Below are 24,006 nucleotides of genomic sequence, written 5' to 3'. Positions count from 1 at the left end.
ACAACAGGAGAGAGAGCAAATGATCAGGAAGATGGTTTTTGGCGCGGTTTCGCTGCTCGCCATTGCGGCAAGCGCCGCGCACGCCGCGGATATCAAGGAATTCCGCGTCGGCATTCTCGGCGGCGAGAATGAGACCGACCGTCTGCGCAACTATCAGTGCCTGGCCGACCATCTGAAGTCGGAATTCGGCTTCGAGAAGGTTTCGCTGTTCCCGGCCGCCGACTATGACGGCGTCATCCAGGGCCTGCTCGGCGGCACGCTCGACTTCGCCGAGCTCGGCGCGTCCGGCTACGCCAGCGTCTATCTGAAGGACCCGAAAGCCGTCACCCCGATCCTCACCACCAAGCAAACCGACGGCTCGACCGGCTATTATTCGGTCGGCCTGGCGCTGAAGACCTCCGGCATCACCGACATCAAGTCGGCCAAGGGTAAGAAGCTCGGCTATGCCGATCCGGATTCGACCTCGGGCTACCTGATCCCGCTGACCCAGATCCCGAAGGACACCGGCGCTTCCAACGAGACCTATTTCGCCTCGACCCAGTTCAACGGCGGCCACGAGAACAACATCCTGGCCGTGCGTGACGGCAAGGTCGACGTTGCGGTGGACGACTCTTCGGGCATCGGCGACTTCAAGAACGGCTACACCTCCGGCACCTTCCACAAGGAAGTCGCCAAGGGCGCCGTAGACCCGAACGACTTCGTCGAGGTGTGGCGCTCGGGGCTGATCCCGAACGGTCCGCTGGTTGTCCGCACCGCGCTCGGCGACGACATGACCGCCAAGCTTACCGCCTTCTTCACCGCCCTGCCGGCCAAGGACAAGGCCTGTTTCGAAGGCGTCGAGGGGGGCGACTTCACCGGCTACGTCCCGGTGAAGCCGGAATTCTACAACGTCATCGTCGAAGCCCGCAAAGCCGCTATCGGCGGTTAAAGGCAAGATCAGAAAGGGCGGCGGCTCCTCCAGCGCCGCCCTTTTTGCATGCTCGATCATGACCTTCTCAACAGCTTTCCATTCCGACACCACCCGCCAGCAGGCCGACGCCTGGCGGCGCCAGACTTCGCTGCGCCGCTTCTACACCGCGCTTGGCGTCGGCCTGCTGCTTGTCGCCATGTTCGCGACCATGTGGTTCGCCGACGAGGCCAATGCCGGCCACTTCTTCGACCGGCTGCCGCATATCCTCGATTTCCTGAGCTGGCTGGTCCCGAAGGACTGGAACGATGTCTGGCGGGCGCTGTTCGACATCGCCTCGCCCAACGACAAGGGCACGCAGGAATTCAACTTCCCGCTCGGCCGCGTCTATGTCTGGGGCGGCTTCTACATCCCCGAATATTTCGAGCTGATGCTGACCACGGTGAACGTGGCGCTGGTTTCGACCTTCGTCGGCTTCGTCTTCGCCGTTCCCTTCTCCTTCATCGCCGCGCGCAACCTGACGCCGAACCCGATCCTGCGGCTCGTCGTCAAGCGTTTCATGGAACTGCTGCGCGCCTTCCCCGAGATCGTCATTGCCGGCCTGTTCGCGGCCATCGTCTCGATCGGCCCCGTCGCCGCCATCATCGCCATCGGCCTGCATTCGATCGGCGCGCTGGGCAAGCTCTTCTACGAGATCAACGAGAACATCGACATGCGCCCGGAGGAGGGTCTGCGCGCGGTCGGCGCCAACTGGTTCGAGCGCGTGCGCTTCGCCGACCTGCCGCAGGTGCTGCCCAATTTCATGTCGTACACGCTGCTCAGAATCGAGATCAACGTGCGCATCTCGACCATCATGGGCGCGGTCGGCGGCGGCGGCATAGGCGAGGAGCTGAAGCTCGCCATCTCGCGCGGCTTCGGCGCCAAGACGCTGGCGCTGGTGCTCCTGCTCTTCATCACCATCTTCCTCGTCGACCAGTTCTCCGCCTGGCTCCGCCGCAAGTTCGTCGGCGAGCAGGCTTTCCTGATGAGTGCTTGAAATGGCCGCCATGACAGTCGACGAAATTGGCGCCATCGAAGACCGCCATCCGCAGATATTCCAGCGGCCGGCCTACAAGCGCTTCTGGCCGCTGTTGCTGGTCGCGGGCACGGTGCTCTATCTTGGCTATGCCTTGTGGTTCTTCAGCCTGCCGCAGGTCCTGCGCGAGTCGCATTGGGAGCGCCTGCCGCTCTTCCTGTCGCAATGGATCAGCTATGATTTGCAGCCGGAATTCCGGCTCGACCAGCCCGAGATCACCCCGAAATATCCGCGCTTCTCGGCGCTCGGCGAGAACCCCGATCCCGACTGGGTGATCAAGAACTCCGACGGCACCTTTACCGTTCAGATCGACGGCAGCGCCAAATCCGTCACCTTCGACAAGAGCAGGGCGGCGATCACGGCCAATGGCGTGACCGTGCCGATATCGCTGACCGGCGGCAAGCCGGTGGTCACAGGTCCGGTGCCCGACTGGGTGACCGTCCATGAAGACGAGATCGTCGCCAAGCTGGGCTTTGCCGGCGAGGTGCGCGTCACCGTCGACCGCGTCAAGGTGCGCAAGCGATTCCTCGGCTGGGCGAATTTCGTCTTCGACACGCGCTCGCCCTTCTTCGGCAAGCCGGCCGGCGAGGTGATCTCTCTGCTCGTCTCCGGGCCGGAACTCAAGCCTGGCACATCGAACCTCGCACTGGCCGCCGCCAACATCTGGAACAACGCCCAGTGGCAGCACGGCGACGTGTGGACGAAGCTGCTGCAGACCATCGTCATGGCGTTCCTCGGCACGCTGCTCGGCGGCATCGTCGCCTTCCCTCTCGCCTTCTTCGCGGCCCGCAACATCACGCCGAGCGGCGTGCTCAGCCAAGTGCTGAAACGCTTCTTCGACTTCATGCGCTCGGTCGACATGCTGATCTGGGCGCTGTTCTTCACCCGTGCCTTCGGCCCCGGGCCGCTGGCCGGCAGCGCCGCGATCTTCTTTACCGAGATCGGCACGCTCGGCAAAACCTATTCCGAGGCGCTGGAGAACATCGACGACAAGCCGCGCGAGGGCGTGCTCTCGACCGGCGCCAACGGCATTTTGGTGCAGCGCTATGGCGTGCTGCCGGAGGTGGTGCCGGTCTTCATCAGCCAGACGCTCTACCAGTGGGAATCGAACACCCGCGGCGCCACCATCATCGGCGCCGTCGGCGCCGGCGGCATCGGCCTGAAGCTGTGGGAAGCGATGCGCACCAATTCGAACTGGGCCAACGTCTTCTACATGGTGCTGTTGACGCTGCTCGTCGTCTTCATCTTCGACAACATCTCGAACTTCCTGCGCCGCAGGCTCAGCCGCACGCTGCATGATTATAATAGGCTGCAGGCTAAATGGGGGTAGTTTCGCGCCTTCGTCATCCAGGGGCGGAGCAAGGAGCAAAGCGACGCAGCGCAGTCCCCGAGGATGACGAAGGGAGAGGCGTTTACGCGGCAGCCTTCCACCCATCCCTGATATGCTTGTACCCTTCCCGATACACCGCCTCCGGGCTCTCCGCGAAATCCCGCCACACCTTGGTCGCTGCAGCCAGATCCTTCAGCGAGCGCCCAAACGATTCGATCGTCAGCCAGTCGTCGTAACCGGTCCGGCGGATGGCGGAGAAAGTCTCCTTCCACGGAATGTTGCCGCGCCCCGGCACGCCGCGATCGTTCTCTGAAATGTGGATGTGAACGATATTGCGGCGATGCTTCGTATAGGCGCCGATCGGATCGGCCTCCTCGATATTGGCATGGAACGTGTCGTACATCGCCTTGATGTGCGGCCGGTCGATCGTGTCGATATGCTCCGACAGGTCGGCCATGGTGTTGACCAGATAGCATTCGAAGCGGTTCAGCGCTTCGAGCCCGATGGTCACGCCCTTCTTGCCGGCATGATCGCCAATGGCGCGCTGCGAGGCGACCGAGCGCTTCTTCTCGGCGGAAGTCGGCCCGCTGCCCGAAAAGGCGCCGAGCGTCGAATGCAGCGGACCGCTGAGCGTCTTCGCGCCCAGCGCCGCGCTGCAATCGATCGCCCATTTCATATAGTCGATGCCGGCCTTGCGCGTCGCGGCATCCGGCGAGATCAGGTTCATCGCCGGATCGCCCATGGCCGAGACCGCGGTGCGCTCAAGGCCGATACGATCGAGCATGTCGCCGAGTTTTTTATAGTCGTCAGGCGCGCCCGCGAAGACCGGTATCTCGACGCCGTCAAAACCGGTCGCCTTGATGTTTTTCAGCAGCGCCTCGTGCTTCTTCGACACGCTGGTGGTCCATAAGAACATGCACATGCCGATTTTCATCGACACCCCCCTCCCCATCACCTTTCGCTCAAGGGGTGATGAGATTCAGGTCAGGCAGGGTCGCAAACGACGGATTCCGGAGCGAACTTCATGCACTTGGGCACCGGAAGCGGTCATTTCGGACCGGCTTCACCTGAATATCGGCACCCCTAAAGCTTCGTCCACGCCCCGTTTTTCTTCGACGACTTCACACATGCCTCGATGAAGGCCATGCCTTCGACGCCGTCGGCGATCGTCGGGAAGACAACATCCTTGCCCGGCTTGCCGCCCTTCCGGCGCGCCGCGCGAATGGCGCGGGCGGCCTCCTGGTAGATGTTGGCAAAACCTTCGAGATAGCCTTCCGGATGGCCGGACGGCACGCGGCTGACGCGCGCGGCGACCGGCAGCGCACCGGCACCAGCCCGCGTCAGAAGCTGCTTCGGCTGGCCGAACGGCGTGTACCAGAGATAATTCGGATCGGCCTGCACCCATTCCAGCCCGCCCTTGGAGCCGTAGATGCGCAGCTTCAGCCCGTTCTCATGGCCGGGCGCCACCTGGCTTGCCCAGATCATGCCCTTGGCCGGATGCCTGTTGCCGACCGGCTTGAAGCGCAGCATGACATTAACATTGTCGTCGAGCTGACGGCCCGGCACGAAGGCGTCGAGGTCGGCCGACAAAGAATCCAGCTCCAGCCCGGACACGAAGCGGGCGAGGTTGTAGGCATGCGTGCCGATGTCGCCCAGCGCGCCGCCGGCGCCGGCCTGCTTGGGGTCGGAGCGCCACGAGGCCTGCTTCTGGCCGGTGGCGGCGAGGTCCTCGGTCAGCCAGTCCTGCGGATATTCCGACTGCACGATGCGGATATCGCCGAGCTGGCCCTTGGCCACCATCTCGCGCGCCTGCCGGATCATCGGATAGGCGGTGTAATTGTGGGTGAGAACGAATACCTTGCCGGTCTTCTCGACCAGCGCTGCCAGCTTCTTCGCCTCGGCGAGCGAGGTCGCCAGCGGCTTGTCGCAGATCACATGGATGCCGGCCTCGAGGAAGGCCTTGGCCGCTGGCACATGCACATTGTTGGGCGTGACGATGGCCACCGCCTCGATGCCGTCGGGACGCTTGGCTTCGGCCTTGGCCATCTCCGCATAAGAGCTGTAGCTGCGCGCGGGATCGAGCCCGAGCTCGGCGGCGGAAGCCTTCGCCCGCGCCGGGTCCGACGACAGCGCGCCGGCCACCAACACGAAGTCGTTGTCCATGCGCGCCGCGATGCGATGCACCGCGCCGATGAAGGCGCCCTGCCCGCCGCCAACCATGCCGTAGCGGATCGGGCCGCCTCCCGCTTCCGACTTCGATGCGCCGACCATTTTTCGTCCTCTCCTCTAGGCTCTTTACCCTCTCCCTTGCGGAGAGGGACCGACGCGCGGCGTCGGGCGGGGTATAAGGGTCCGCCGCGGCTTGGAATTCAACCCCGCCCGGACCCGCAGTCCAACCATCTCAAGGAAGTTCCCCGGTCAAATCCCCATCATCGCCCGCAGCAGCTTCTTGTCGGTCGTGCCGGCGGCGAAATCGTCGAAGGCTTTTTCCGTCACCCGGATGATGTGATGCTGGATGAAGGGCGCGCCTTCGGCGGCACCGTCCTCGGGATGCTTCAGGCAGCATTCCCATTCCAGCACTGCCCAGGAATCGTAATTGTACTGGGTGAGCTTGGAGAAGATGCCGCTGAAATCAACCTGCCCGTCGCCAAGCGAACGGAAGCGGCCCGCCCGGTTCACCCATCCCTGGTAGCCGGAATAGACGCCTTGCCGTCCGGTCGGATTGAACTCGGCATCCTTGACGTGGAACGCCTTGATCCGCTCGTGGTAGATGTCGATGAATTCCAGATAGTCGAGCTGCTGCAGCAGGAAATGCGACGGGTCGTAATTGATGTTGCAGCGCTTGTGCCCGCCGACCGCGTCGAGGAACATCTCGAAGGTCGCGCCGTCGAACACATCCTCGGATGGATGGATCTCATAGCCGACATCGACGCCATTGTCCTCATAGACATCGAGTATTGGCTTCCAGCGCTTGCCGAGCTCGCCGAAGGCTTCCTCTATCAACCCCGCCGGCCGCTGCGGGAACGGATAGAGGTAAGGAAAGGCCAGCGAGCCGGTGAACGAGACCGAAGCGTTCAATCCGAGATTGCGCGATGCCTTGGCCCCGAACTTCATTTGTTCGACGGCCCATTGCTGGCGCGCCTTGGGGTTGTCGTGCACCGATGGCGGCGCGAAGCCATCCATCTGCGCGTCGTAGGCAGGATGCACCGCCACCAGTTGCCCCTGCAGATGCGTCGACAATTCCGTGATTTCGACGCCCGCGTCGGCGCAGATGCCTTTCACCTCGTCGCAGTAGGCTTTCGACGAGGCAGCCTTCTCGAGGTCGAACAGGCGTCCGTCCCAGGTCGGGATCTGCACGCCCTTATAGCCGAGGCCGGCCGCCCATTTGGTGATCGAAGCCAGTGAATTAAACGGCGCGGCATCGCCCGCGAACTGCGCCAGAAACAGCCCGGGACCCTTCATCGTCGTCGGCATCGGCATCCTCCCTCTCTTGTTTTCGCGACCAAGCATAGCGCCGATTGGAGCGAGGGCCAGCCTGTTTGGTCAGTCCTGACGGCATCTAAACGCCACGCCATTCTGGTATTACCAAATCCCGTAATTCGGTCAAGCGCCTGAAAAGCTAAAAGAAGCCACTTGCTCGCCCTTAGGAATATGAAATTACCTTTTGAAATCATGGTATTGTCAAGAACGCTCAGCTTCCTATGCCCACTTCTTGCCGCGCATGAAAATTTGCTGTAGACGTCATGATAGGCCCAATTGGTCGAACCAGTTTCACGAAAACCTGGCAACGCCTTGGGGAGGAAACGTGCGGCCGCCTCTGTCGGAGGCTTCGCGGGGTAAAATGTGACAGGCGAATTCTGGGAAGGATAGACCATGCATCTTTCGACGCACAATTGGATGCGGGCGGAGCCGCTGGAGGTGACGCTGAAGCGCATCAAGAAATTCGGCTACGAATCGATCGAGATTTCCGGCGAGCCCGAGCAGTACAAGACCAAGGAGACGCGCGCGCTGCTCAAGGAGCATGGCATCCGTTGCTGGGGTTCGGTGACGCTGATGTTGGGAGAACGCAACCTCGCCGCCAAGAACCAGGGCCAGCGCGAGCGATCGGTCCAATATGTCAAGGACGTGCTGACCATGGTGAGCGAGCTCGACGGCGAAATCATCACGCTGGTGCCCGCCACCGTCGGCAAGGTGGTGCCGGATGGCACCGAGGCGGAGGAATGGGGCTGGGTCGTCGACGCCACGCGTGAATGCTTCTCCCATGCCAAAAAGGTCGGTGTCCGGATCGCTATCGAACCGCTTAACCGCTTCGAGACCTATCTCTTCAATCGCGGCGCCCAGGCGCTCGCGCTCGCCGACGCGGTGAGCCCCGAATGCGGCGTCTGCCTCGACGCCTACCACATCCACATGGAGGAATTTAACGTCTATGACGCGATCCGCCAGGTCGGAAAGCGCCTGTTCGACTTCCATGTCGCCGACAACAACCGCTTTGCCGCCGGGCTCGGCCAGATCGACTGGCCGAAGATCGTGCGCACGCTGAAGGAAGTAGGCTATGACGGCGCGCTGACCAACGAATTCGTCGCCCCTGTCGACCGCACGCCGGCCGCACCCTATCCGGACATGGTCGAGCGCAATCCGGTCGACATCTCGCCCGAGCAGCTCAAATTCATCCAGGACCACGGCTCCAGCGTGCTTACGGAGAAATTCTACACCGACCAGATGCGCATCACCGCTGAAACGCTGCTGCCGCTGATCAAGTAGACCTCCGATCAAAGCTTGTCCTCCGCCCGGCGGGCGGGGGGTCGAAGGGAAAATATGCGCATCAAAAGCGTCCAGGCCTGGTGGGTTCGCATCCCGATCGAAGTCGCGAAGCAGCATCGCAGCGACTTCGGTCAGGTGACGACGTTCGACGCCGCCATTCTGCGCATCGAGACCGATGACGGCCTGGTCGGTTGGGGCGAAGGCAAGAACGCCGCCGGCAGCGCCGGCAGCTATGGCGCGCTCGTCCATATGCTCAACCACGAGATCGGCCCGCAGATCATCGGCCGCGATCCGGCCGACATCGGCATCATCTGGGAAATGCTCTATAACGGCGTGCGGCACGAGACGGCCGCGCATGCCGGCCATGCCATGCCGCGGCTGGCGCGGCGCGGCATGAGCGTGGCGGCGATCAGCGCCGTCGACATTGCGCTTTGGGACATCCTCGGCAAGTCCCTCGGGCAGCCGGTATGGCGACTGCTCGGCGGCCGCAAGGTCGAGCGCATGCAGGCCTACGCTTCGGGCGGCTGGGCCTCCCCCGACGCAATCGGCGAGCAGTTGAAATCCTACGTCGCCAAGGGCGGCTTCAAGGCGCTGAAGATGCGCGTCGGCGCCATGGACGGCGCCCCGCATCTTTCGGCCGCGCGCGTACGCGCCGCAAGGCAGGCGATCGGTCCGGACGTCGATTTGATGGTCGACGCGCATGGCACCTACACCGTCGCCGAGGCCAAACGCTTCATCCAGCTCACCGCCGATCTGGACCTCGCCTGGTTCGAGGAGCCGGTGATCGCCGACGACAAGCCGGGCATGGCCGAGGTGCGCGCCTCGGGCTCGACGCCGATTGCTACGGGCGAAAGCGAGGCGACGCGCTACGCTTTCCGCGATCTGGCGGTCCTGAAATCGGCCGACATCTTCCAGCCGGATCCGGCGTTTTGCGGCGGCATCAGCGAGGCGATGAAGATCGGCACCATCGCCAGCGCCTTCAACCTGCGCTTCGCGCCGCATCTTTGGGCCGGCGCGCCCTGCTTCTTTGCCGGGCTGCATGTGTGCGCCGCCTCGCCCGCCAGCTTTATCATCGAATATTCGCTCGGTGCCAATCCGATGATCCACGACCTGGTCGAGGAGACTGTCGAAGCCAAGGACGGTATGATAGCGATCCCTGAAAAGCCTGGATTGGGTTTCACCATCGCCGAGCGATTCCTGGAGGCGCACGCGCAACGAATTTGACGATGAAAGAAAAGAACCTTCTCGCGGAACTTGCCGCCTATCTCTTCGCCAACTCGGACAAGGAGTCCGGCCGGACGCCATCGGAACGCGAGTTGGCGGAACATTTCGGCGTCAGCCGCGGCCAGATCCGCGAGGCGCTCGCCATTCTCGAAGCCATGCGCATCGTCGAGCGCCGCGCCAAGTCCGGCATCTATATCGACACCAAGCAGGCGAGCGTGGAAGCGCTGGCGCTGTTTGCCCGCGCCGGCCTGCCGCTCGATCCGGTGCAGATTTATGAGACGGTAGAACTGCGCAAGATCCACGAGATCAAGGCGGCCGAGCTTGCCTGCTCGCGCGCCACCGAGGAGAACTTCGAACGCCTGCGCGAGATCCTGAAAGCATCCGAAGAGCGCATCGCCGCCGGCGAAGGCCTCGCCAAGGAGGACCGCGAGTTCCACCTCGAGATCGTGCGCGCCACCAAGAACAGCGTCTTCCACAACATCTGCAGCGTCTATTACCTGATGGGCGAGCAACGCCTGCCGATCTATTTCAACGATCCGGAACGCAGCGTGCGCTCCCATGCCGAGCACATCCAGATCTACGAGGCGCTGCTGCGTCGCGACGGCAACCTGGCCCAAGCTCTTATGAGCGCCCATTTGCAGGGCGCCGAGAGCTACTGGAAAGGGATCATCGAAGGCCGCGGAACAGAACCGAAAAGCGCGGCGCTCGAGAAGGCCTGAGTGCAATGCGCAAGATACTCTCGACGCATCCGCTGCACCCTCGTGCCACGGCGATGCTGGTGGGTGCCGGGCGGCTGATCGTCGCTTCCGCCCTTGATCCCAAAACCCTGACCGCCGAGGCCCGCGAGGCCGACATCGTCATTGTGCGCGCGCCGCTGCCGCCGGAGCTGTTTGCGGGTGCTTCGAGCCTGCGCGCCGCGATCCGCCATGGCGCGGGACTGGACATGATCCCGGTCGAGGCGGCGAGCGCCGCCGGCGTGCTGGTCGCGAACGTGCCAGCGGTCAACGCCCGCTCGGTCGCCGAGCATGTGATGTTCATGGCACTCGCCCTGCTGCGGCGCTTCCGCGTGATGGACCGTGACCTGCGCGCCAAGGGATGGCTTTCCGGGCGCGAGCATGCCAATTCGACCAGCGAGCTGGCCGGCAAGACAATCGGCATCGTCGGCCTCGGGGCGGTCGGACAGGCCGTCGGGCATATCGCCGCGCAAGGCTTCGACCTCAATGTCGTGGCGACGACGCGCAGCCTGCGCCCGGCGCCCGAGCGAGTCGGCTTCCTGTCGATCGACGCGCTGGTCGAGCAGAGCGACATCGTCGTGCTCTGCTGCCCGCTGACGGAGGAAACGCGCGGCCTGATCAGCCGCGAGCGCATCGCACGCATGAAGCCCGGCGCGCTGCTGATCAACGTCTCGCGCGGCCCGGTGGTCGACGACGAGGCGCTGATCGAAGCTTTGCGGAAGGGCCGCATCGGCGGCGCCGCGCTCGACGTCTTTTCCACGCAGCCGCTGCCGCCCAACCACCCCTATTTCGGCTTCGACAATGTCATCGTCACCCCGCATATGGCCGGCATCACCGAGGAATCGATGATGCGCATGGGCGTCGGTGCAGCGGGCGAGGCGCTGCTGGTTCTCGCCGGCAAGTTGCCGGTCAACCTGCGTAATCCGGAAGTCGTCGAGCGCTACCGGCGGCGGTTTCCTGCAGGGGATTAAATCACCGACGATCGTTGCGACGATGCGGAGCTAAGATACCGGCGGGAGAGGGGGGCGCGAAGGAACGCAGCGGCAATTTTTCCTGACGCCAATTTGCCTCGGTTCGCAGCACCCCCTATCAACGTCTAAGCAGCGCCTCGACAGCGGCGGCAATGCGCAACAGATGTCTGTCATGCCCGTGCTTGCCCACGAGCATCAATCCGGCAGGCAGTTTCGTGCCTGGCATCGGCAGCGAGATCGCGCATAGGTCGAACTGGTTGGCGACCTGCGTGTTGCGCAAGAGCAGCCCTTCGGTCCTGTCGCGCAACGCTTCGTCGCCGGCTATGGCGGCGATGGACGGCGCGACCATCGGCACCGTCGGCAATGCCAGGAGATCGACCGCCTCCAGCCGTTCCGCCATCGCCGCCACAAGCTCGCGGCGGCGGCGGATCGTGCGGATATAGGTCGAAGCGGGAACCGTTAGCGCGCGCGACAATGGCCCGGTGACATGCGGATCGACCGGCACCGAGGCGCCGTCCGCCAGCCAGTCGGCATGCACTTCGGCGCCTTCCATGGACGCGATCGTGCCGCGTTTGGTAGCCGCGCGCATCTCGGCGATGAGATCGTCGATGGACAAATCCGTGGCGCGGGCGCCGGCCTGCCCGATCCTATCGATGCAGCCCTCGAACGCTCCGGCGACCTCGGCTTGCGTCTCGCCGAACAGCACGCCGCGCGGAATGCCGATACGCAAGGTCGCAAGCGGGACCGGCTGAAGGGCCGCCGGCTCATCTGCGGCCATGATCGCATCGGCGACCGCGCAATCGGCGACGCTGCGGGCAAGCGGACCGATCGAATCCAGCGTCATCGACAACGGAAAGGCGCCCGTCAAAGGCACGCGCCCGGCCGTCGGCTTGAAGCCGACGACACCGTTCAGCGAAGCCGGAATGCGCACCGAGCCGCCGGTGTCCGACCCGATGGAGATGTCACTCGTGTGCTCGCCGACGGCAACGCCGGCTCCCGATGACGAGCCGCCGGGGACAAGGCTGGCGTCGGCGGCATTGCCCGGGGTGCCGTAATGCAGATTGTCGCCGATCGCGGTGAAGGCGAATTCGGTCATGTTGGTCTTGCCGAGGATGACCGCGCCGGCCTGGCGCAGCCTTAGCACGACCGCCGCATCTCGCGCGGCAGGTGCGGCCTCGGCGCGGATCAGCGATCCGGCCGTCGTCGGCTCGCCGGCGACGTCGAACAGGTCCTTGATCGAAACGATACGCCCGTCGAGCGGCCCAAGGCTGACGCCGGCTTTGCGGCGGGCATCGGACGCATCGGCGGCGGCCCGCGCGGCCTCGCTATAGAGCTTCGTATAGACCTTCCCGTCGCCCGCGCGATTGGCAAGACGTGACAGGATGATTTCAAGACGGTCGCGGATGGATTGCATTTTCGATGTCGGGCCTTGCAAAGTTGCAACGTCTTTTAGGTACGTGGCCTGATGTTGGCCCGGCAAAGAGATAACCCGGCAAGCGTGCCTTTGCACCCTGCCAGCGATAGGAAGATGCTGATGCTGTACAAAGGCAGCTGCCACTGCGGCAAGGTGGCATTCGAGGTCAAGGGTGAGATCGGCAGCGCCGTGCGGTGCAACTGCTCGATCTGCGCGCGCAAGGGCGCGCTGCTGTGGGCCGTACCGCATGAGAAGCTCAATCTGGTCGCCTGGGGCGACGACCTCGGCCGCTACACTTTCGGCAAGGCTCGGATCGCGCACCGCTTCTGCCGCAGCTGCGGCATGCATCCGTTTGCCGAAGACGTCCGCGAAGGCAGCGGGCGGACGGCCTATATCAACATCAACTGCATCGACGATGTCGACCTTGCCAGCATCGAGGTGTTCGAGTTCGACGGCCGCTCGGCCTGACGCTTTTGTCTTTGCGCAATTCCGGACGGAAAACCGCTGCGCACTTTTTCCTGGAATTGCTCTATCGGTAGCCGGTCGCATCGGCCGGCTTTCCGGCATCCTGGACTTCAGGGACATAACGCCAGGCGTCGGGACGCGATCCGTCGAGATCGGTGAATCCGTAGACTTGCGCCAACCCGCCGCTGGACAGAGACTGGCCGTTCCAGCGCGAGCGCTCGAAATCCGCGGCAAGTGCCACCACAGCGCGACCGACGAAGCGCGGCGTCTCGGATATGGCGAAATGCGGCACATTGGCTGTCGCGTCGTGCCAGTTTTCTTCCCGCACGCCGAACGCCTCCAGCATCATCTCCGAGCGCAGCCAGCCCGGCGTCAGCGAGACGGACGTCGCGCCATACCGTTCCAGGTCCTTGGCATGCGCCCAGGCCATGCGGTTCACCGCCACCTTGGCGAGATCGTAGAAGGGCGACAGCCGGTAGTGGTCGGCATTGTATTCGGCCGTGCCGTCGGTGACCTCGACAAGCAAGCCGCCTGGCTGCTCGATCATCAGCGGCAACGCGTGGTGCGCGGTGATCAGGTGCGTATCGATCCCAAGCCGCAGCAGCCGAAGGCCGTTTTCCAGATCGTGTTCCCAGACGGACTTGTTCCATTCGAACAGCTTCTCGCCACCCCACAGATCGTTGACCAGCATGTCGAGCCTGCCCTGCTCGGCGCGGATACGCGCAACAAGCTGCTGAACCTCTTCGGAGATCAGATGGTCGACCCTGACGGCGATGCCCCTGCCGCCCTGCGCGGTGACCAGCTCCGCTGTCTCCTCGATGGTTTCCGGGCGTTGATAATCCGATTGCGAGGTGCGCGTCGTGCGGCCGGTGACATAGACGGTGGCGCCGGCAGCGCCCAGCTCAACCGCAATTCCGCGGCCCGCGCCACGCGTTGAGCCGGCAACGAGCGCGACTTTCCCTTGAAGCGTCATTGAACCTCCAGACTTGAACTGAGCACAAGGAGAGCTGGCGTTTGCCGCTCTCGTCATTTATAAATGATCGTTCGTTTATAAATGAGAGTCAAGATGACACGGCCCAAAACCCAATCCGACGAGCAGGTACTGGAAGCCGCGTACCGGCTGATGCATGCTGACGGACCGGAAGCATTGACCTTTGAAAAGCTGGCGCGAGCCTGCGGCCTTTCAGGCTCGACACTGGTGCAGCGCTTCAAGAACAAGACGCTGCTTAGGCAGCGCACGCTGCTCTATGCCTGGGATGGGCTCAATCGAAAGACCGAGCAGGCGGCGGCATCGGTTCCCAGAACTCCGGCCGGCGCCGTCGAGTTGCTGGTCGCTCTCTCGAGCGGCTATGGCGACATCGAATCCTATGCCGAAGGTCTGCTCGTCCTGCGCGAGGATTTGCGGGACCCGGCTTTGCGGGCACGTGGCGCTGCCTGGAAGGCCCAGCTGAGCAGGGCGCTTGCCGCTTGCTTTGCCAATGTTCCCGGCATCCCCGAGGATATCGGCCTGCTTATGGCCGCCCACTGGCAGGGCGCGCTGCTGTGGTGGAGCTTCGACCCTGACGGCATGGAACTCACGGCCTATGTAGAGCACAGTCTGAGGCGCTTCGTAACCGCCATCACAATGCCGGCTCGAAACCCGTAACTGAGCGCGAAGGAGGTGTGGAGCCTCCGCCATGACGGTCACCAGGGCCGCGGGGTTGCCGCCCCTCAAAATCGAAGCGCCAGCCACGCCGGCCCGTTGGCCTCGGAAATGGGGCACAGAGATCGGTCTGCCAAATCGGACATCAGTGTCGGAGCCCAGGCTGGCTGGGCGAAATGACCTTGACGGAGATCAAGGACGATTTGCCGGTCGGACCTATCCTGCCGATGTGATTGGTCACGGGACACAATGAACAGGCGAACAATTCTATTGGGCGCAGGCGCCGCGCTTATCGCGGCCGGGTCAGGCGCCGCTGCCTGGCGATCGGCGGTCGGGTCCATGGCTCAATATGAGGCCTTCGCCGCCGGATTGCGTGACCGCCTGACGCCCGATCTTGAGGCCGTCGTACGCTACGCAACCTTGGCCGCCAACAGCCATAATACGCAGCCCTGGCGGTTCCAGCTTGAACAGCATGCAATCGAGATCCGGCCTGACCTTCAGAGGCGGACCCCGGTCGTCGACCCTGACGATCATCATCTCTATGTCAGCCTGGGATGCGCCGCGGCCAATCTCACGCTCGCCGCGGCGGCGACTGGCCGTAGCGGCGAGGCTTCGCTTACGGCGGACGGCAACGGAATCCGTTACGATTACCTCATGGGCGAGGCGAAAGCAGAGCCGTTGGTCGACGCCATTCCGAAACGCCAATCGACGCGTGCCGAATATGATGGCCGCGCCACCCCTGCCGCAGATCTCGCCGAACTTGAGCGCGCAGCCGCGATACCGGGTGTGAGCTTGGCGCTTGTCACCGATCGGACGCGAATGAAGCAGGTGCGGGATCTCGTCCTTGCCGGCAATGAAGACCAGATGAACGACCCTGCATTCATGCATGAGCTGAAGGAGTGGATACGCTTCAACCCGCGCAGCGCGGCGGCAAGCGGCGATGGGCTCTTCTCCGCCGTGAGCGGCAGCCCGGTGCTGCCGACCAGCCTGGGACTCAAGCTCGCTTTCATCAATCAGCCTGTCGAGGTCGCCCGCCTGCGCGCCGACCTGGCGGCGATCGTCGGCGAGACCCGCAGGCCGGATATTGTGATGCGCTTCGGGTATGGGCCTGCCTTGCCGTTTTCGCCAAGGAGGCCGGTGGCTTCGGTCATCGCATGATGGTGGGTGGCTGACATGGTCAGTGGCAGTCAGTCGTCAGCTAGGCTGCGCGCCGGCTCTCGGCCCGGTCGGGCGGATAAGGCGGCAGGTGAAGTCGTTATCCTGCGTGCCGCAAGCTGACGCCGCTGCCTTTGTCGAACAGCACCACCTTGTCGGGATTCCAGGCAAAGCGCACGGCCTGTTCGATCGAGACATCGGTCCTGGCTGGGACGGTGGCGCGCAGCATCGTGTCGCCGACCCTGAGCGTCAGGATCTTCTCCACGCCATGGTTCTCGACATCGTGGACACGCGCCTCGACGGGTGCGCCGCTCTCCAGATGGACATCCTCCGGGCGGATGCCGAAGACGAGCGGCCGACCGTCGGTCGCGCCGCTCGTCCTGCCCCCGCCAGAACTCTTTGCCCCAGTTGAAAGCGGTAGTTCGAAATTCACCGGCGCCATCACCGCGCGGTCATTGACCAGCTTGCCGTCGATGAGGTTCATCGGCGGCGAACCGACAAAGCTCGCGACATAGGTGTCGCGCGGATTGTTGTAGATCTCATGCGGCGTGCCGGTCTGGACGATGCGGCCGTGGTTGAGCACGCCGACCTTGTCGCCCATCGACATGGCCTCGATCTGGTCATGCGTGACGAACAGGAAGGTGGCGCCGAGCTGCATCTGTAGGTTCTTCAGCTCCGTGCGCAGAGCCTCCCGCAGCTTGGCGTCGAGCGCCGACAGCGGCTCGTCCATCAGGAAGACGCGCGGCTTGCGCACGATGGCGCGGCCGATCGAGACGCGCTGCATCTCGCCGCCGGAAAGACGGTCGGTCTTGCGATCGAGAAGATGCTCGATACGAAGCGTGCGGGCAGCGCGCGCGACGCGATCCTTGATCTCGGCATCGGGCAGCCGGCGGATCTTCGGCTTCAGCGGAAATTCGAGGTTCTGCCGCACCGTGTAGCGCGGATAAAGCGAATACTGCTGCAGCACCAGCGCGACGTCGCGTTCGGCCGCGCCCCAATCGGCGACGTCGACGCCGTCGATGACGACCTGGCCCTCGGTCGGCTTGTCGAGCCCGGCGATCAGGCGCAGCGTCGTCGTCTTGCCGGCGCCGGTCTCGCCGAGCAGCACGAAGAACTCGCCGTCGGCAATGTCGAGATTGAGGCCGGTCAGAGCGGTATGACCGCCGAATTTCTTGGTGATGTTCTTGAGCTCGATATGGGCCATGTCTACTGTCTCATTTCCATTTCGAGGGTGATCGGCCCTCCGCTATGGCTCCGGCCGTTCGATTGTTCGAAAGGCCAAATCGTTGGCCGCTCGTGTCCTTCGGCCATCACAATCTCACCCCCAGCGACTTGCCGCTTGCCGTGTCGAAGAAATGCGCCTGCTCCGGATCGATGCGCACATGGACCTTCTCGCCGGGACCCGAGACATAGCCGGCCTTGGTGCGCGCACGCAGCATCGTGGAGCCGACCTTGAGGTCGACGATGTCGAAGGATCCCAGCGGCTCGATGATGCTCGCCTCGACCGGCATGTAGCCGGGCGCCGCATCGTGCCGGACGAGCACACCCTCCGGCCGGATGCCAAGCGTCAGGCCACCGTTGGAATGCCCATTGAGCTTGGACAGGAGCCGGTGGGGGAACTCGAAGCCCGCCGGCCCGTCGCCGACCGTCACGGAAGCGGCGCCGGGCCGGTCGGCGACGCGGGCCTCGGCGATGTTCATCACCGGGCTGCCGACGAACTGCGCCACGAACAGATTGGCCGGGTGCGAATAGACCTCGTCCGGCGTGCCGACCTGCTGGATGAAGCCCTCGTGCATGATGACGATGCGGTCGGCGAGGCTCATCGCCTCGATCTGGTCGTGGGTGACGTAGATCGTCGTCGATCCCTGCTTGACGTGCAGGCGCTTGATCTCGGCCCGCATCTCCTCGCGCAGCTTGGCGTCCAGCGCGCCGATCGGCTCGTCCATCAGCATCGCCTTCGGCCGCCGCACCAGCGCCCGGCCGATCGCCACGCGCTGCATGTCGCCGCCCGAAAGCGCCGAGGGCCGCTTGTCGAGCAGATCGGTGATGCGCAGGACCCGGGCGACCTCGCGCACGGACTTGTCGACCTCGCCGCTGCTCATGCGCGTGGCGCGCAGCGGAAAGGCGACGTTCTCGAACACCGTCATATGCGGGTAGAGCGAGAAGGACTGGAACACCATGGCGATATCGCGGTCGGCGGCCTTGAGGTGTTGCACCGGCTTGCCGTCGATCAGGATGTCGCCGTTGTCGATCGTCTCCAGCCCCGCGACCGCGCGCAACGTCGTGGTCTTGCCGCAGCCGGACTGGCCGAGCAGCACGATGAACTCGTTGTCGGCGATGGCGAGATTCAGATTGTGGATGACCTGGACGGCTCCGAAGAATTTCTCGATCCCGCGAAGTTCGATCTGCGTCACTGCCGGGCTCCCTCATGCGTCGCGGCGCCGGTTGCCTCGCTCTGCTCCGGCGCGATCTTGGACGTGATGTTGAAGCCGATCAGCCCGATCAGGATGATCGTCACGCCATAGGAATGCAGGTCGAGGCTCCATGGCTGGCAGAGCGCGACGATGCCGAGCACCATCAGGATCTGCGAGGCCGGCAAAAGGTACTTCTCGTTGACGGCTCGGAAACTCATTTGCGGATCGCTCCGAACGTCACGCCGCGAAGCAGATGGTTGCGCAGCAGGAAGGTGAAGATCGCGACCGGTAAGAGGAACAGGAATGTGCCGGCTGCGATCGTGGTCCAATCCGGCAGGCCGGAGCCGATCTGCGACGGGATGAAGGGCGGCGCCGTCTGGGCGCGCCGGTTGGTCATGATCAGCGCGAAGGCGTATTCGTTCCAGGCGGTGATGAAGCAGAACACGGCTGTCGCCGCGATGCCCGTCGCCGCTTCCGGCAGCACGATCTTGAAGAAGGCCTGCATGCGCGTGTAGCCGTCGACGAGCGCTGCTTCCTCATATTCCTTCGGGATCTCGTCCATGAAGCCTTTCATCAGCCAGACCGAGAAGGACAGGTTGAAGGCGACGTAGAGGATGATCAGCCCGACATGCGAGTCGTTGAGGCCGACCATGCGGTACATCAGGAACATCGGGATGGCGACCACCACCGGCGGCAGCATGCGCGTCGACAGGATGAAGAACAAAAGATCCGCCTCGCCGGCGATCTTGAAGCGCGAGAAGCCATAGGCGGTGAAGGTTCCCATGCCCACCGCCAGCACCGTGCTGATCACCGCCACGATCAGGCTGTTCATGAACCGGTCGGGATACTGCGAAAGCTGCACGTCCTTGCCGACCTTCAGCACCCGCTCGCCGCCGTCATAGATGCGTTTTTCCCACCACGGCGCGGCCTCGTAGACTTGCGGATCTACGGGCTTCTGCATCTGCACGCGCTTGGTGAAGAGACGCACGAACGGCGTCACCTCCGGCTCGAACAGCACGGTGGGGGGCACGCTGACGGCGAGCTCCTTCGGCTTGAAGGCCGTCGAGGCGATCCAGTAGATCGGCGCCAGGAAGATCAGCGTCGCGACCAGCACCGCGGCGATTGCCGCGCGGTTGAAAGCGACCTCGGAAGAAGTGCGGACGGCGGCCATCTCAGCGCTCCTTCACCTTGTTGAGATACTTCACGTAGAGGTTGGTGATGGCCAGCACCATGATCAGCACGATGTAGGCCAGCGCGCAGGACTTGCCCGTATCCCACTGCTGGAAGGCCTGCTTGTAGAGGCGGATCGCGATCAGCTCTGCGGTCGGCTGGGTCGTCATCGTGTAGGCGATGTCGAAGGTCTTGAAGGCTTCCATGGTGCGGAAGATCAGCGCGATCAGGAGGATCGGCGAGACCAGCGGCAAGGTGATGCGGGTGAAGGTGTACCACCATCCGGCGCGGTCGATCGCGGCGGCCTCGTAGAGATGCTGCGGCACCGCCGACAGCCCGGCGAGCGACAAAAGCATCACGAAGGGCGACCACATCCAGATGTCGGTGATCGCGACCGCGTAGAGCGCGCTGTCGGGATTGGAGAGCCAGGCGAAGTCGCCAAGGCCGAAGACATAGTTGATCGGGCCCCAGGACGGGCTGTAGAGCAGCTGCCAGAACAGGCCGACGACCGCCGCCGACATCATCATCGGCAACAAAAGCAACGTGGTGATCAGGCCCTTCATCGGAAAGGAGCGGTTGAGCAGAAGTGCTAGGCCGAAGCCGACGACCATCTGACCCGCCACTGAAACGATGACGTATTTCGCCGTGATGACGAAGTTGGACCAGATGTGGTCGTCGCTGAGCAGCTCGCGATAATTCTGCAGGCCGACGAACTGCCAGGGCTCTGTGCGGTTCGCGGCGAAATTGGTGAAGGAATAGCCCAGCGAATAGATTAGCGGGAAAATGTTGAAAACGATCAGAAAGACCAGCGTCGGGATGATGAACAGGTTGCGGATGGTGAGATCCGACCAGCCGCGAGCGGCAGCCCTGGACGCGGGATCGAGATTGGTGAGGGCTACCGAAGCCAACTTTGTCTCCTGAAAACAGGAATGCCGGAGGGGAAACCCTCCTCCGGCATTCTGACTGTGATGCTTTACTTGTAGCGGTTGTACTTGGTGAAGGTCGCCTTCCAGTCGGCGGCGGTCTTGTCGAGCGCCTCCTGGGCGGTGCCCTTGCCGCCGACCACGAACGGATAGATGTTCTGGTTCAGCTGATCGAGCACTTCGGCGTATTCAGGCGTTGCCCAGAAGTCCTTGACCATGAACATCGTATCGTAGAACGCCTTGTTGTAGGGCGTTGCGTTCTGGAAGGCTTCGGACTTCAGCACGGCCTGGCTGCAGGTGTAGCCGCCGAGCTCGGCCCACTTCTTCTGGGTCTCGTCCTTGATGAACCACTCGAGGAACTTCATCGCCTCGTCCTTGTTCTTCGAGTACGAGATGACGGAGATACCCTGACCGCCGAGAGCGGCAAAGCGCTTGCCATCCGGGCCGGCCGGATTGGCGAAGAAGCCGGTGACATCGGCATAGGGGTTGGTTGCCTTGTTCACCAGCGGCGGGAAGAAGGCGAAGAAGTTCATGCTCATCGCGGCGAGACCGCCGGTGATCGCCTGGTTGTCTTCCACGAAGAAGGTCTTGCCCCAGCCCGGAGGCGTGAACTTGTAGAGCTGCTTGTACATGTCGAGGCCGGCGGCGGCCTGCTTGGAGTTGGTGATGCCGTCGACCTTGTAGGTCGCATAGTCGCCGAGATCGCCACCATAGCTGAAGATGGCGCTTTCGACGCCCATCGCCATCGCGTCATAGGAATTGTCGGTATAGATGGCGACGCCGTAGCGCTTCTGGTCCGGACGATGGAAGAACTCGGCGATGTCGCGCAGCTGCGCATAGGTCGTCGGCACGGCGAGATCGTAGCCATACTTCGCCTTGAAAGCTTCCTTCTCCTTCGGGTCCTCGAACCAGTCCTTGCGATAGGACCAGCCGATCGCGTCGCCCTCGAGCGGGATCGCCCAGTACTTGCCGGACCCGCCGGGGTATTCGGCATAGTATTTGATGGTCGCCGGCGCCATCACGTCATTGAGCTTGTGCTTGTTGAAGAAGTCGGTGAGGTCGACATAGTGACCCTGCGTCGAACCGGCGCCTAGCCATTGCGAGTCGCCGACGACCAGGTCGTAGGCGTCGCCATGCGCGTTGAATTCGGTGAAAGCCTTGGTCTGGAAGTCGGGCCACGGTGTGGTCTGAACCGTGACCTTCACGCCGGTCTCGGCCGTGTAGTCGTTGACGAGCTCCTGCAGGTAGTTCGCCGGATCCCATTCCGCCCAGAAGATCGTGAGTTCCTTCTCCTGCGCGCGGACGGATGTCCCGCAGGCGAGTGCCAGCCCGATACCAGCGATCACGCTGGTCATTATCTTGCGCATAGTTTTCCTCCCTTGTGCGCATTCCACCGTGTCATGGAGCCGGCGGTGATGCCGACTCTGGTAGTTCCTCCTGTGATGCGCCTCCCCGGTTCTGGGCCTCCTCGCCCTGCCGGAAATGCAACGCAGCCTTCACTTTTGATCCGCGTTGTCGGTCCTAATCTGGTATTACCAATTTCAGCTTGGCGTCAAGCGCTTTCTTGAGCGAACGATAGCAGCCGAGCAAGCGGATCGTTGCAATATCTAGCTGTTTTCCCTAGTTTTTCCTACTCTGCGATATGAGGTGCCCTTGTCGCGGGCGGTCCACGACAATTAACATTCGAAATTGACCTCGTGATCTGGTCGAACCAGATTCAAGCGGCTGTTGCCTTTGACGCTGCCGTCATTCCTGCTCATGTCGCTCCTGATTCCGCCATTGCGGCGCGCACCAGCGCCCCCGCCGCCCATTGCGCCACCGACATCATCTCGGCGCTGTCCAGCCCCCAGATGTCCTTCAGCACCGTGACCACCTCGACGCCGAACACCAGGGACAGCGCCTGCGCCAGGCGCCTGAACTGGCGCGGCTTCAAGCGGCCTCTGAGCGGCGCGATGGCATCCTTCAGCAGGTCGACCCGATGGCCGCGCGTAAAGGCGGGCTCAGCCCCGAGCGTACCGGCCTGGCGCCGCGCCCATTGGTCGAGGGACAGTTTCAGCGCCGCCTTGAATGTCGCTTCGAAGGCTTCGATGCGCGGCATCGCGGTGGCGAACAGATCCGCCACGCGCCGTTCGACATCATTCGACGTGGAGTTCCAAGTGAGGATTGGGCCGAGCCCTTCGTCGACCACAGCCTGCACCAGCGCTGCCTGGCTAGGGAAATACCGGTAGGCAGTCGCGCGCGACACCGCGGCCGCCTCCGCGATCTCGCTGACCGAGGGTGTCATGCCGGATTGCATCAGCCGCGTAGCCGTTTCCAGCATCAGCCGCCTGGTGCGGGCGCGCGCGCCCTTCTCGACGGCAGGCGCCTGGGCGGCCTCATCCTTGGCGACGGCTTGTTGACGTGAGACATCCATATCAATACGATACGCGCGTCTCAAAAATTTGCAATGGCGCAATGCCGGGCAATGACGGGGCCCCACCAGCGACGAGGCTTTGCCGAGGAGCTTACGGGTGGGGCAAAAAATGAGGTCCCCACCAGCGACGAGGCTTTTGCCGGGAGCTTAAGGGGGGACAAGAAGGCAGGCGGCAAAAGCCGACCATGCCGGACGACGGGGAACTGCGGATGAAGCGCATCTATGTGGTCGGCACCGCCGACACCAAAGGTGAGGAACTCGCCTTCCTGGCCGATGCCATCACTGCTGCCGCCGGCGCGGCCGTGCGTGTCGATATCGGCACGCGGGGCGCGACCGTCCCGGTCGATATCCCGGCTAGCGAGGTCGCCGCGCATCATCCCAAGGGAGCCCACGCGGTTCTCGGCCTCGATGACCGCGGCGCCGCCGTTGCCGGCATGGGCGCCGCTTTCGCCAGCTTCATCCAGTCGCGCGACGACATAGCCGGCGTGATCGGTATCGGCGGCGGCGGCGGCACCTCGATCGTCACCGCCGGCATGCGCGCGCTGCCGCTCGGCCTGCCGAAGCTCATGGTCTCGACGCTGGCTTCCGGCGACACCGCGCCTTATGTCGACGTGTCCGACATCATCATGATGCCGTCGGTGACCGACATGGCGGGACTGAACAGGCTCTCCCGCGTCGTGTTGCACAACGCCGCCCAGGCGATCGCCGGCATGGCGGCGAAGCCCGCCCCGGCCGATGCCGGAAAGCCGGCGCTGGGGCTCACCATGTTCGGCGTCACCACGCCTTGTGTGACCGCGATCGTCGAGCGCTTGCGCGCCGACTATGACTGCATGGTCTTCCACGCCACCGGCACCGGTGGCCGCTCGATGGAGAAGCTCGCCGATTCCGGCCTGCTCGCCGGCGTCCTCGACATCACCACGACCGAGGTCTGCGATCTTTTGTTCGGCGGCGTGCTGGCGGCAACCGAGGACCGCTTCGGCGCAATCGCCCGCACCAAATTGCCCTATGTCGGTTCGGTTGGCGCGCTCGACATGGTCAACTTCTGGGCACCGTCGACGATCCCGGAGCGCTACCGCGGGCGACTGTTCTACAAGCACAATCCCAATGTCACGCTGATGCGCACCACGGCCGACGAATGCCGCCGGATCGGTGAATGGATCGGCGGCCGCCTCGCCCGCTGCGATGGCCCGGTCCGCTTCCTGATCCCGGAAAAGGGCGTCTCAGCGCTGGATGTAGAAGGCGGCGTCTTCTTCGACGCGGAAGCCGATCAGGCACTGTTCGACGCCATCGAGCGCACGATCGAGCCGACGAAACACCGCACAGTCACGCGCCTGCCGCTGCACATCAACGATCCCGCCTTCGCCAAGGCCGCGGCCGAGGCGTTCCTCGACATCGCCAAAAAGTGAGA

The 24,006-nt window shown here is 63.6% G+C and carries 23 protein-coding genes; 11 read left to right on the top strand and 12 right to left on the bottom strand.

Annotated features, from left to right (window positions below; all coding sequences use genetic code 11):
* Window positions 1-19: 19 nt before the first annotated feature.
* The 3 genes from phnD to phnE (P9272_RS04610) are packed head-to-tail and all read left to right on the top strand — an operon-like array spanning window position 20 to window position 3,312.
* The gene (gene phnD / locus P9272_RS04620) at window positions 20-928 is read left to right on the top strand and encodes a phosphonate ABC transporter substrate-binding protein (RefSeq protein WP_128261166.1); all 909 of its coding nucleotides are present in this window, start codon (window positions 20-22) and stop codon (window positions 926-928) included.
* Window positions 929-986: 58 nt separating this feature from the next.
* On the top strand, window positions 987-1,943 hold the full coding sequence (gene phnE / locus P9272_RS04615) for a phosphonate ABC transporter, permease protein PhnE (RefSeq protein WP_278159377.1): 957 nt from the start codon (window positions 987-989) through the stop codon (window positions 1,941-1,943).
* A gap of 1 nt (window position 1,944) precedes the next feature.
* Window positions 1,945-3,312 (top strand): phosphonate ABC transporter, permease protein PhnE, encoded by a 1,368-nt coding sequence (gene phnE / locus P9272_RS04610; protein ID WP_278159375.1) that lies wholly within the window; start codon window positions 1,945-1,947, stop codon window positions 3,310-3,312.
* Window positions 3,313-3,394: 82 nt separating this feature from the next.
* On the opposite strand, the gene P9272_RS04605 is transcribed toward phnE (P9272_RS04610), so the two are convergent.
* The 3 genes from P9272_RS04605 to P9272_RS04595 form a co-directional block, all read right to left on the bottom strand.
* Window positions 3,395-4,246: a sugar phosphate isomerase/epimerase gene (locus P9272_RS04605; RefSeq protein ID WP_278159373.1), complete on the bottom strand. Its 852-nt coding sequence runs from the start codon at window positions 4,244-4,246 to the stop codon at window positions 3,395-3,397.
* Window positions 4,247-4,395: 149 nt separating this feature from the next.
* Window positions 4,396-5,583, bottom strand: a complete 1,188-nt coding sequence (locus P9272_RS04600; protein ID WP_278159371.1) for a Gfo/Idh/MocA family oxidoreductase — start codon at window positions 5,581-5,583, stop codon at window positions 4,396-4,398.
* Between the two features lie 147 nt (window positions 5,584-5,730).
* Entirely contained in the window at window positions 5,731-6,786 is a 1,056-nt protein-coding gene (locus P9272_RS04595; RefSeq protein ID WP_278159369.1) for a sugar phosphate isomerase/epimerase, read from the bottom strand.
* Window positions 6,787-7,185: 399 nt separating this feature from the next.
* Between P9272_RS04595 and P9272_RS04590 the strand changes: the two genes are divergently transcribed.
* Genes P9272_RS04590 through P9272_RS04575 form a run of 4 tightly spaced genes read left to right on the top strand, consistent with a single transcriptional unit; the run spans window position 7,186 to window position 11,002 of the window.
* Window positions 7,186-8,073 (top strand): sugar phosphate isomerase/epimerase, encoded by an 888-nt coding sequence (locus P9272_RS04590; protein ID WP_128261160.1) that lies wholly within the window; start codon window positions 7,186-7,188, stop codon window positions 8,071-8,073.
* Window positions 8,074-8,127: 54 nt separating this feature from the next.
* Complete coding sequence (locus tag P9272_RS04585) at window positions 8,128-9,297, top strand: mandelate racemase/muconate lactonizing enzyme family protein (protein WP_128261159.1); 1,170 nt, start codon at window positions 8,128-8,130, stop codon at window positions 9,295-9,297.
* A gap of 2 nt (window positions 9,298-9,299) precedes the next feature.
* Complete coding sequence (locus tag P9272_RS04580; RefSeq protein WP_128261158.1) at window positions 9,300-10,016, top strand: FadR/GntR family transcriptional regulator; 717 nt, start codon at window positions 9,300-9,302, stop codon at window positions 10,014-10,016.
* A 5-nt stretch (window positions 10,017-10,021) separates the two neighbouring features.
* Window positions 10,022-11,002 (top strand): hydroxyacid dehydrogenase, encoded by a 981-nt coding sequence (locus tag P9272_RS04575; RefSeq protein ID WP_278159366.1) that lies wholly within the window; start codon window positions 10,022-10,024, stop codon window positions 11,000-11,002.
* Between the two features lie 118 nt (window positions 11,003-11,120).
* On the opposite strand, the gene P9272_RS04570 is transcribed toward P9272_RS04575, so the two are convergent.
* Window positions 11,121-12,416 carry an amidase gene (locus tag P9272_RS04570; RefSeq protein WP_278159364.1) on the bottom strand — a complete coding sequence of 432 codons (1,296 nt, stop codon included), beginning with the start codon at window positions 12,414-12,416 and terminating at the stop codon, window positions 11,121-11,123.
* A gap of 120 nt (window positions 12,417-12,536) precedes the next feature.
* Here P9272_RS04570 and P9272_RS04565 point away from each other — a divergent pair, with 120 nt between their 5' ends.
* The gene (locus P9272_RS04565; protein WP_278159362.1) at window positions 12,537-12,884 is read left to right on the top strand and encodes a GFA family protein; all 348 of its coding nucleotides are present in this window, start codon (window positions 12,537-12,539) and stop codon (window positions 12,882-12,884) included.
* Between the two features lie 61 nt (window positions 12,885-12,945).
* Here the strand turns inward: P9272_RS04565 and P9272_RS04560 are convergent, their stop codons facing one another.
* On the bottom strand, window positions 12,946-13,854 hold the full coding sequence (locus P9272_RS04560) for an SDR family oxidoreductase (protein WP_278159360.1): 909 nt from the start codon (window positions 13,852-13,854) through the stop codon (window positions 12,946-12,948).
* A 93-nt stretch (window positions 13,855-13,947) separates the two neighbouring features.
* Here P9272_RS04560 and P9272_RS04555 point away from each other — a divergent pair, with 93 nt between their 5' ends.
* Entirely contained in the window at window positions 13,948-14,526 is a 579-nt protein-coding gene (locus P9272_RS04555) for a helix-turn-helix domain-containing protein (protein WP_278159358.1), read from the top strand.
* Between the two features lie 336 nt (window positions 14,527-14,862).
* Complete coding sequence (locus tag P9272_RS04550; RefSeq protein WP_347404031.1) at window positions 14,863-15,681, top strand: Tat pathway signal protein; 819 nt, start codon at window positions 14,863-14,865, stop codon at window positions 15,679-15,681.
* A 97-nt stretch (window positions 15,682-15,778) separates the two neighbouring features.
* Here the strand turns inward: P9272_RS04550 and P9272_RS04545 are convergent, their stop codons facing one another.
* From P9272_RS04545 to P9272_RS04515, 7 genes are all read right to left on the bottom strand, one after another.
* Window positions 15,779-16,882: an ABC transporter ATP-binding protein gene (locus P9272_RS04545; protein WP_278159354.1), complete on the bottom strand. Its 1,104-nt coding sequence runs from the start codon at window positions 16,880-16,882 to the stop codon at window positions 15,779-15,781.
* 106 nt (window positions 16,883-16,988) lie between these two features.
* Window positions 16,989-18,092 carry an ABC transporter ATP-binding protein gene (locus P9272_RS04540; RefSeq protein ID WP_278159352.1) on the bottom strand — a complete coding sequence of 368 codons (1,104 nt, stop codon included), beginning with the start codon at window positions 18,090-18,092 and terminating at the stop codon, window positions 16,989-16,991.
* Window positions 18,089-18,310: a hypothetical protein gene (locus tag P9272_RS04535; protein WP_128261151.1), complete on the bottom strand. Its 222-nt coding sequence runs from the start codon at window positions 18,308-18,310 to the stop codon at window positions 18,089-18,091. Before P9272_RS04535 ends, P9272_RS04540 begins: the two co-directional genes overlap by 4 nt.
* Entirely contained in the window at window positions 18,307-19,263 is a 957-nt protein-coding gene (locus P9272_RS04530; RefSeq protein ID WP_278159349.1) for a carbohydrate ABC transporter permease, read from the bottom strand. The genes P9272_RS04535 and P9272_RS04530 overlap by 4 nt, the downstream gene beginning before the upstream one ends.
* 1 nt (window position 19,264) lies before the next feature.
* Complete coding sequence (locus P9272_RS04525) at window positions 19,265-20,170, bottom strand: sugar ABC transporter permease (RefSeq protein ID WP_278159347.1); 906 nt, start codon at window positions 20,168-20,170, stop codon at window positions 19,265-19,267.
* A 65-nt stretch (window positions 20,171-20,235) separates the two neighbouring features.
* Complete coding sequence (locus P9272_RS04520; RefSeq protein WP_128261149.1) at window positions 20,236-21,552, bottom strand: extracellular solute-binding protein; 1,317 nt, start codon at window positions 21,550-21,552, stop codon at window positions 20,236-20,238.
* Window positions 21,553-21,941: 389 nt separating this feature from the next.
* Window positions 21,942-22,598: a TetR/AcrR family transcriptional regulator gene (locus P9272_RS04515; RefSeq protein ID WP_278159343.1), complete on the bottom strand. Its 657-nt coding sequence runs from the start codon at window positions 22,596-22,598 to the stop codon at window positions 21,942-21,944.
* 209 nt (window positions 22,599-22,807) lie between these two features.
* Between P9272_RS04515 and P9272_RS04510 the strand changes: the two genes are divergently transcribed.
* On the top strand, window positions 22,808-24,004 hold the full coding sequence (locus P9272_RS04510; RefSeq protein WP_278159341.1) for a Tm-1-like ATP-binding domain-containing protein: 1,197 nt from the start codon (window positions 22,808-22,810) through the stop codon (window positions 24,002-24,004).
* Window positions 24,005-24,006: the final 2 nt, after the last annotated feature.

Source organism: Mesorhizobium sp. WSM4976, assembly GCF_029625685.1.
Lineage (GTDB): Bacteria > Pseudomonadota > Alphaproteobacteria > Rhizobiales > Rhizobiaceae > Mesorhizobium.
Note: the sequence above shows the minus strand (reverse complement) of the source record. Positions and strands in the feature narration are given on the sequence as shown.

Excerpts from the sequence above, each read along its gene's own strand:
- P9272_RS04555 (WP_278159358.1), top strand. The coding sequence starts at position 13,948 with ATGACACGGCCCAAAACCCAATCCGACGAGCAGGTACTGGAAGCCGCG.
- P9272_RS04530 (WP_278159349.1), bottom strand. The coding sequence starts at position 19,263 with ATGGCCGCCGTCCGCACTTCTTCCGAGGTCGCTTTCAACCGCGCGGCA.
- P9272_RS04595 (WP_278159369.1), bottom strand. The coding sequence starts at position 6,786 with ATGCCGACGACGATGAAGGGTCCCGGGCTGTTTCTGGCGCAGTTCGCG.
- P9272_RS04515 (WP_278159343.1), bottom strand. The coding sequence starts at position 22,598 with ATGGATGTCTCACGTCAACAAGCCGTCGCCAAGGATGAGGCCGCCCAG.
- phnD (WP_128261166.1), top strand. The coding sequence starts at position 20 with ATGATCAGGAAGATGGTTTTTGGCGCGGTTTCGCTGCTCGCCATTGCG.
- P9272_RS04570 (WP_278159364.1), bottom strand. The coding sequence starts at position 12,416 with ATGCAATCCATCCGCGACCGTCTTGAAATCATCCTGTCACGTCTTGCC.
- P9272_RS04565 (WP_278159362.1), top strand. The coding sequence starts at position 12,537 with ATGCTGTACAAAGGCAGCTGCCACTGCGGCAAGGTGGCATTCGAGGTC.
- P9272_RS04600 (WP_278159371.1), bottom strand. The coding sequence starts at position 5,583 with ATGGTCGGCGCATCGAAGTCGGAAGCGGGAGGCGGCCCGATCCGCTAC.
- P9272_RS04585 (WP_128261159.1), top strand. The coding sequence starts at position 8,128 with ATGCGCATCAAAAGCGTCCAGGCCTGGTGGGTTCGCATCCCGATCGAA.
- phnE (WP_278159377.1), top strand. The coding sequence starts at position 987 with ATGACCTTCTCAACAGCTTTCCATTCCGACACCACCCGCCAGCAGGCC.
- P9272_RS04520 (WP_128261149.1), bottom strand. The coding sequence starts at position 21,552 with ATGCGCAAGATAATGACCAGCGTGATCGCTGGTATCGGGCTGGCACTC.
- P9272_RS04550 (WP_347404031.1), top strand. The coding sequence starts at position 14,863 with ATGGCTCAATATGAGGCCTTCGCCGCCGGATTGCGTGACCGCCTGACG.
- P9272_RS04560 (WP_278159360.1), bottom strand. The coding sequence starts at position 13,854 with ATGACGCTTCAAGGGAAAGTCGCGCTCGTTGCCGGCTCAACGCGTGGC.
- P9272_RS04545 (WP_278159354.1), bottom strand. The coding sequence starts at position 16,882 with ATGGCCCATATCGAGCTCAAGAACATCACCAAGAAATTCGGCGGTCAT.
- P9272_RS04580 (WP_128261158.1), top strand. The coding sequence starts at position 9,300 with ATGAAAGAAAAGAACCTTCTCGCGGAACTTGCCGCCTATCTCTTCGCC.
- P9272_RS04575 (WP_278159366.1), top strand. The coding sequence starts at position 10,022 with ATGCGCAAGATACTCTCGACGCATCCGCTGCACCCTCGTGCCACGGCG.
- phnE (WP_278159375.1), top strand. The coding sequence starts at position 1,945 with ATGGCCGCCATGACAGTCGACGAAATTGGCGCCATCGAAGACCGCCAT.
- P9272_RS04590 (WP_128261160.1), top strand. The coding sequence starts at position 7,186 with ATGCATCTTTCGACGCACAATTGGATGCGGGCGGAGCCGCTGGAGGTG.
- P9272_RS04605 (WP_278159373.1), bottom strand. The coding sequence starts at position 4,246 with ATGAAAATCGGCATGTGCATGTTCTTATGGACCACCAGCGTGTCGAAG.
- P9272_RS04510 (WP_278159341.1), top strand. The coding sequence starts at position 22,808 with ATGAAGCGCATCTATGTGGTCGGCACCGCCGACACCAAAGGTGAGGAA.
- P9272_RS04535 (WP_128261151.1), bottom strand. The coding sequence starts at position 18,310 with ATGAGTTTCCGAGCCGTCAACGAGAAGTACCTTTTGCCGGCCTCGCAG.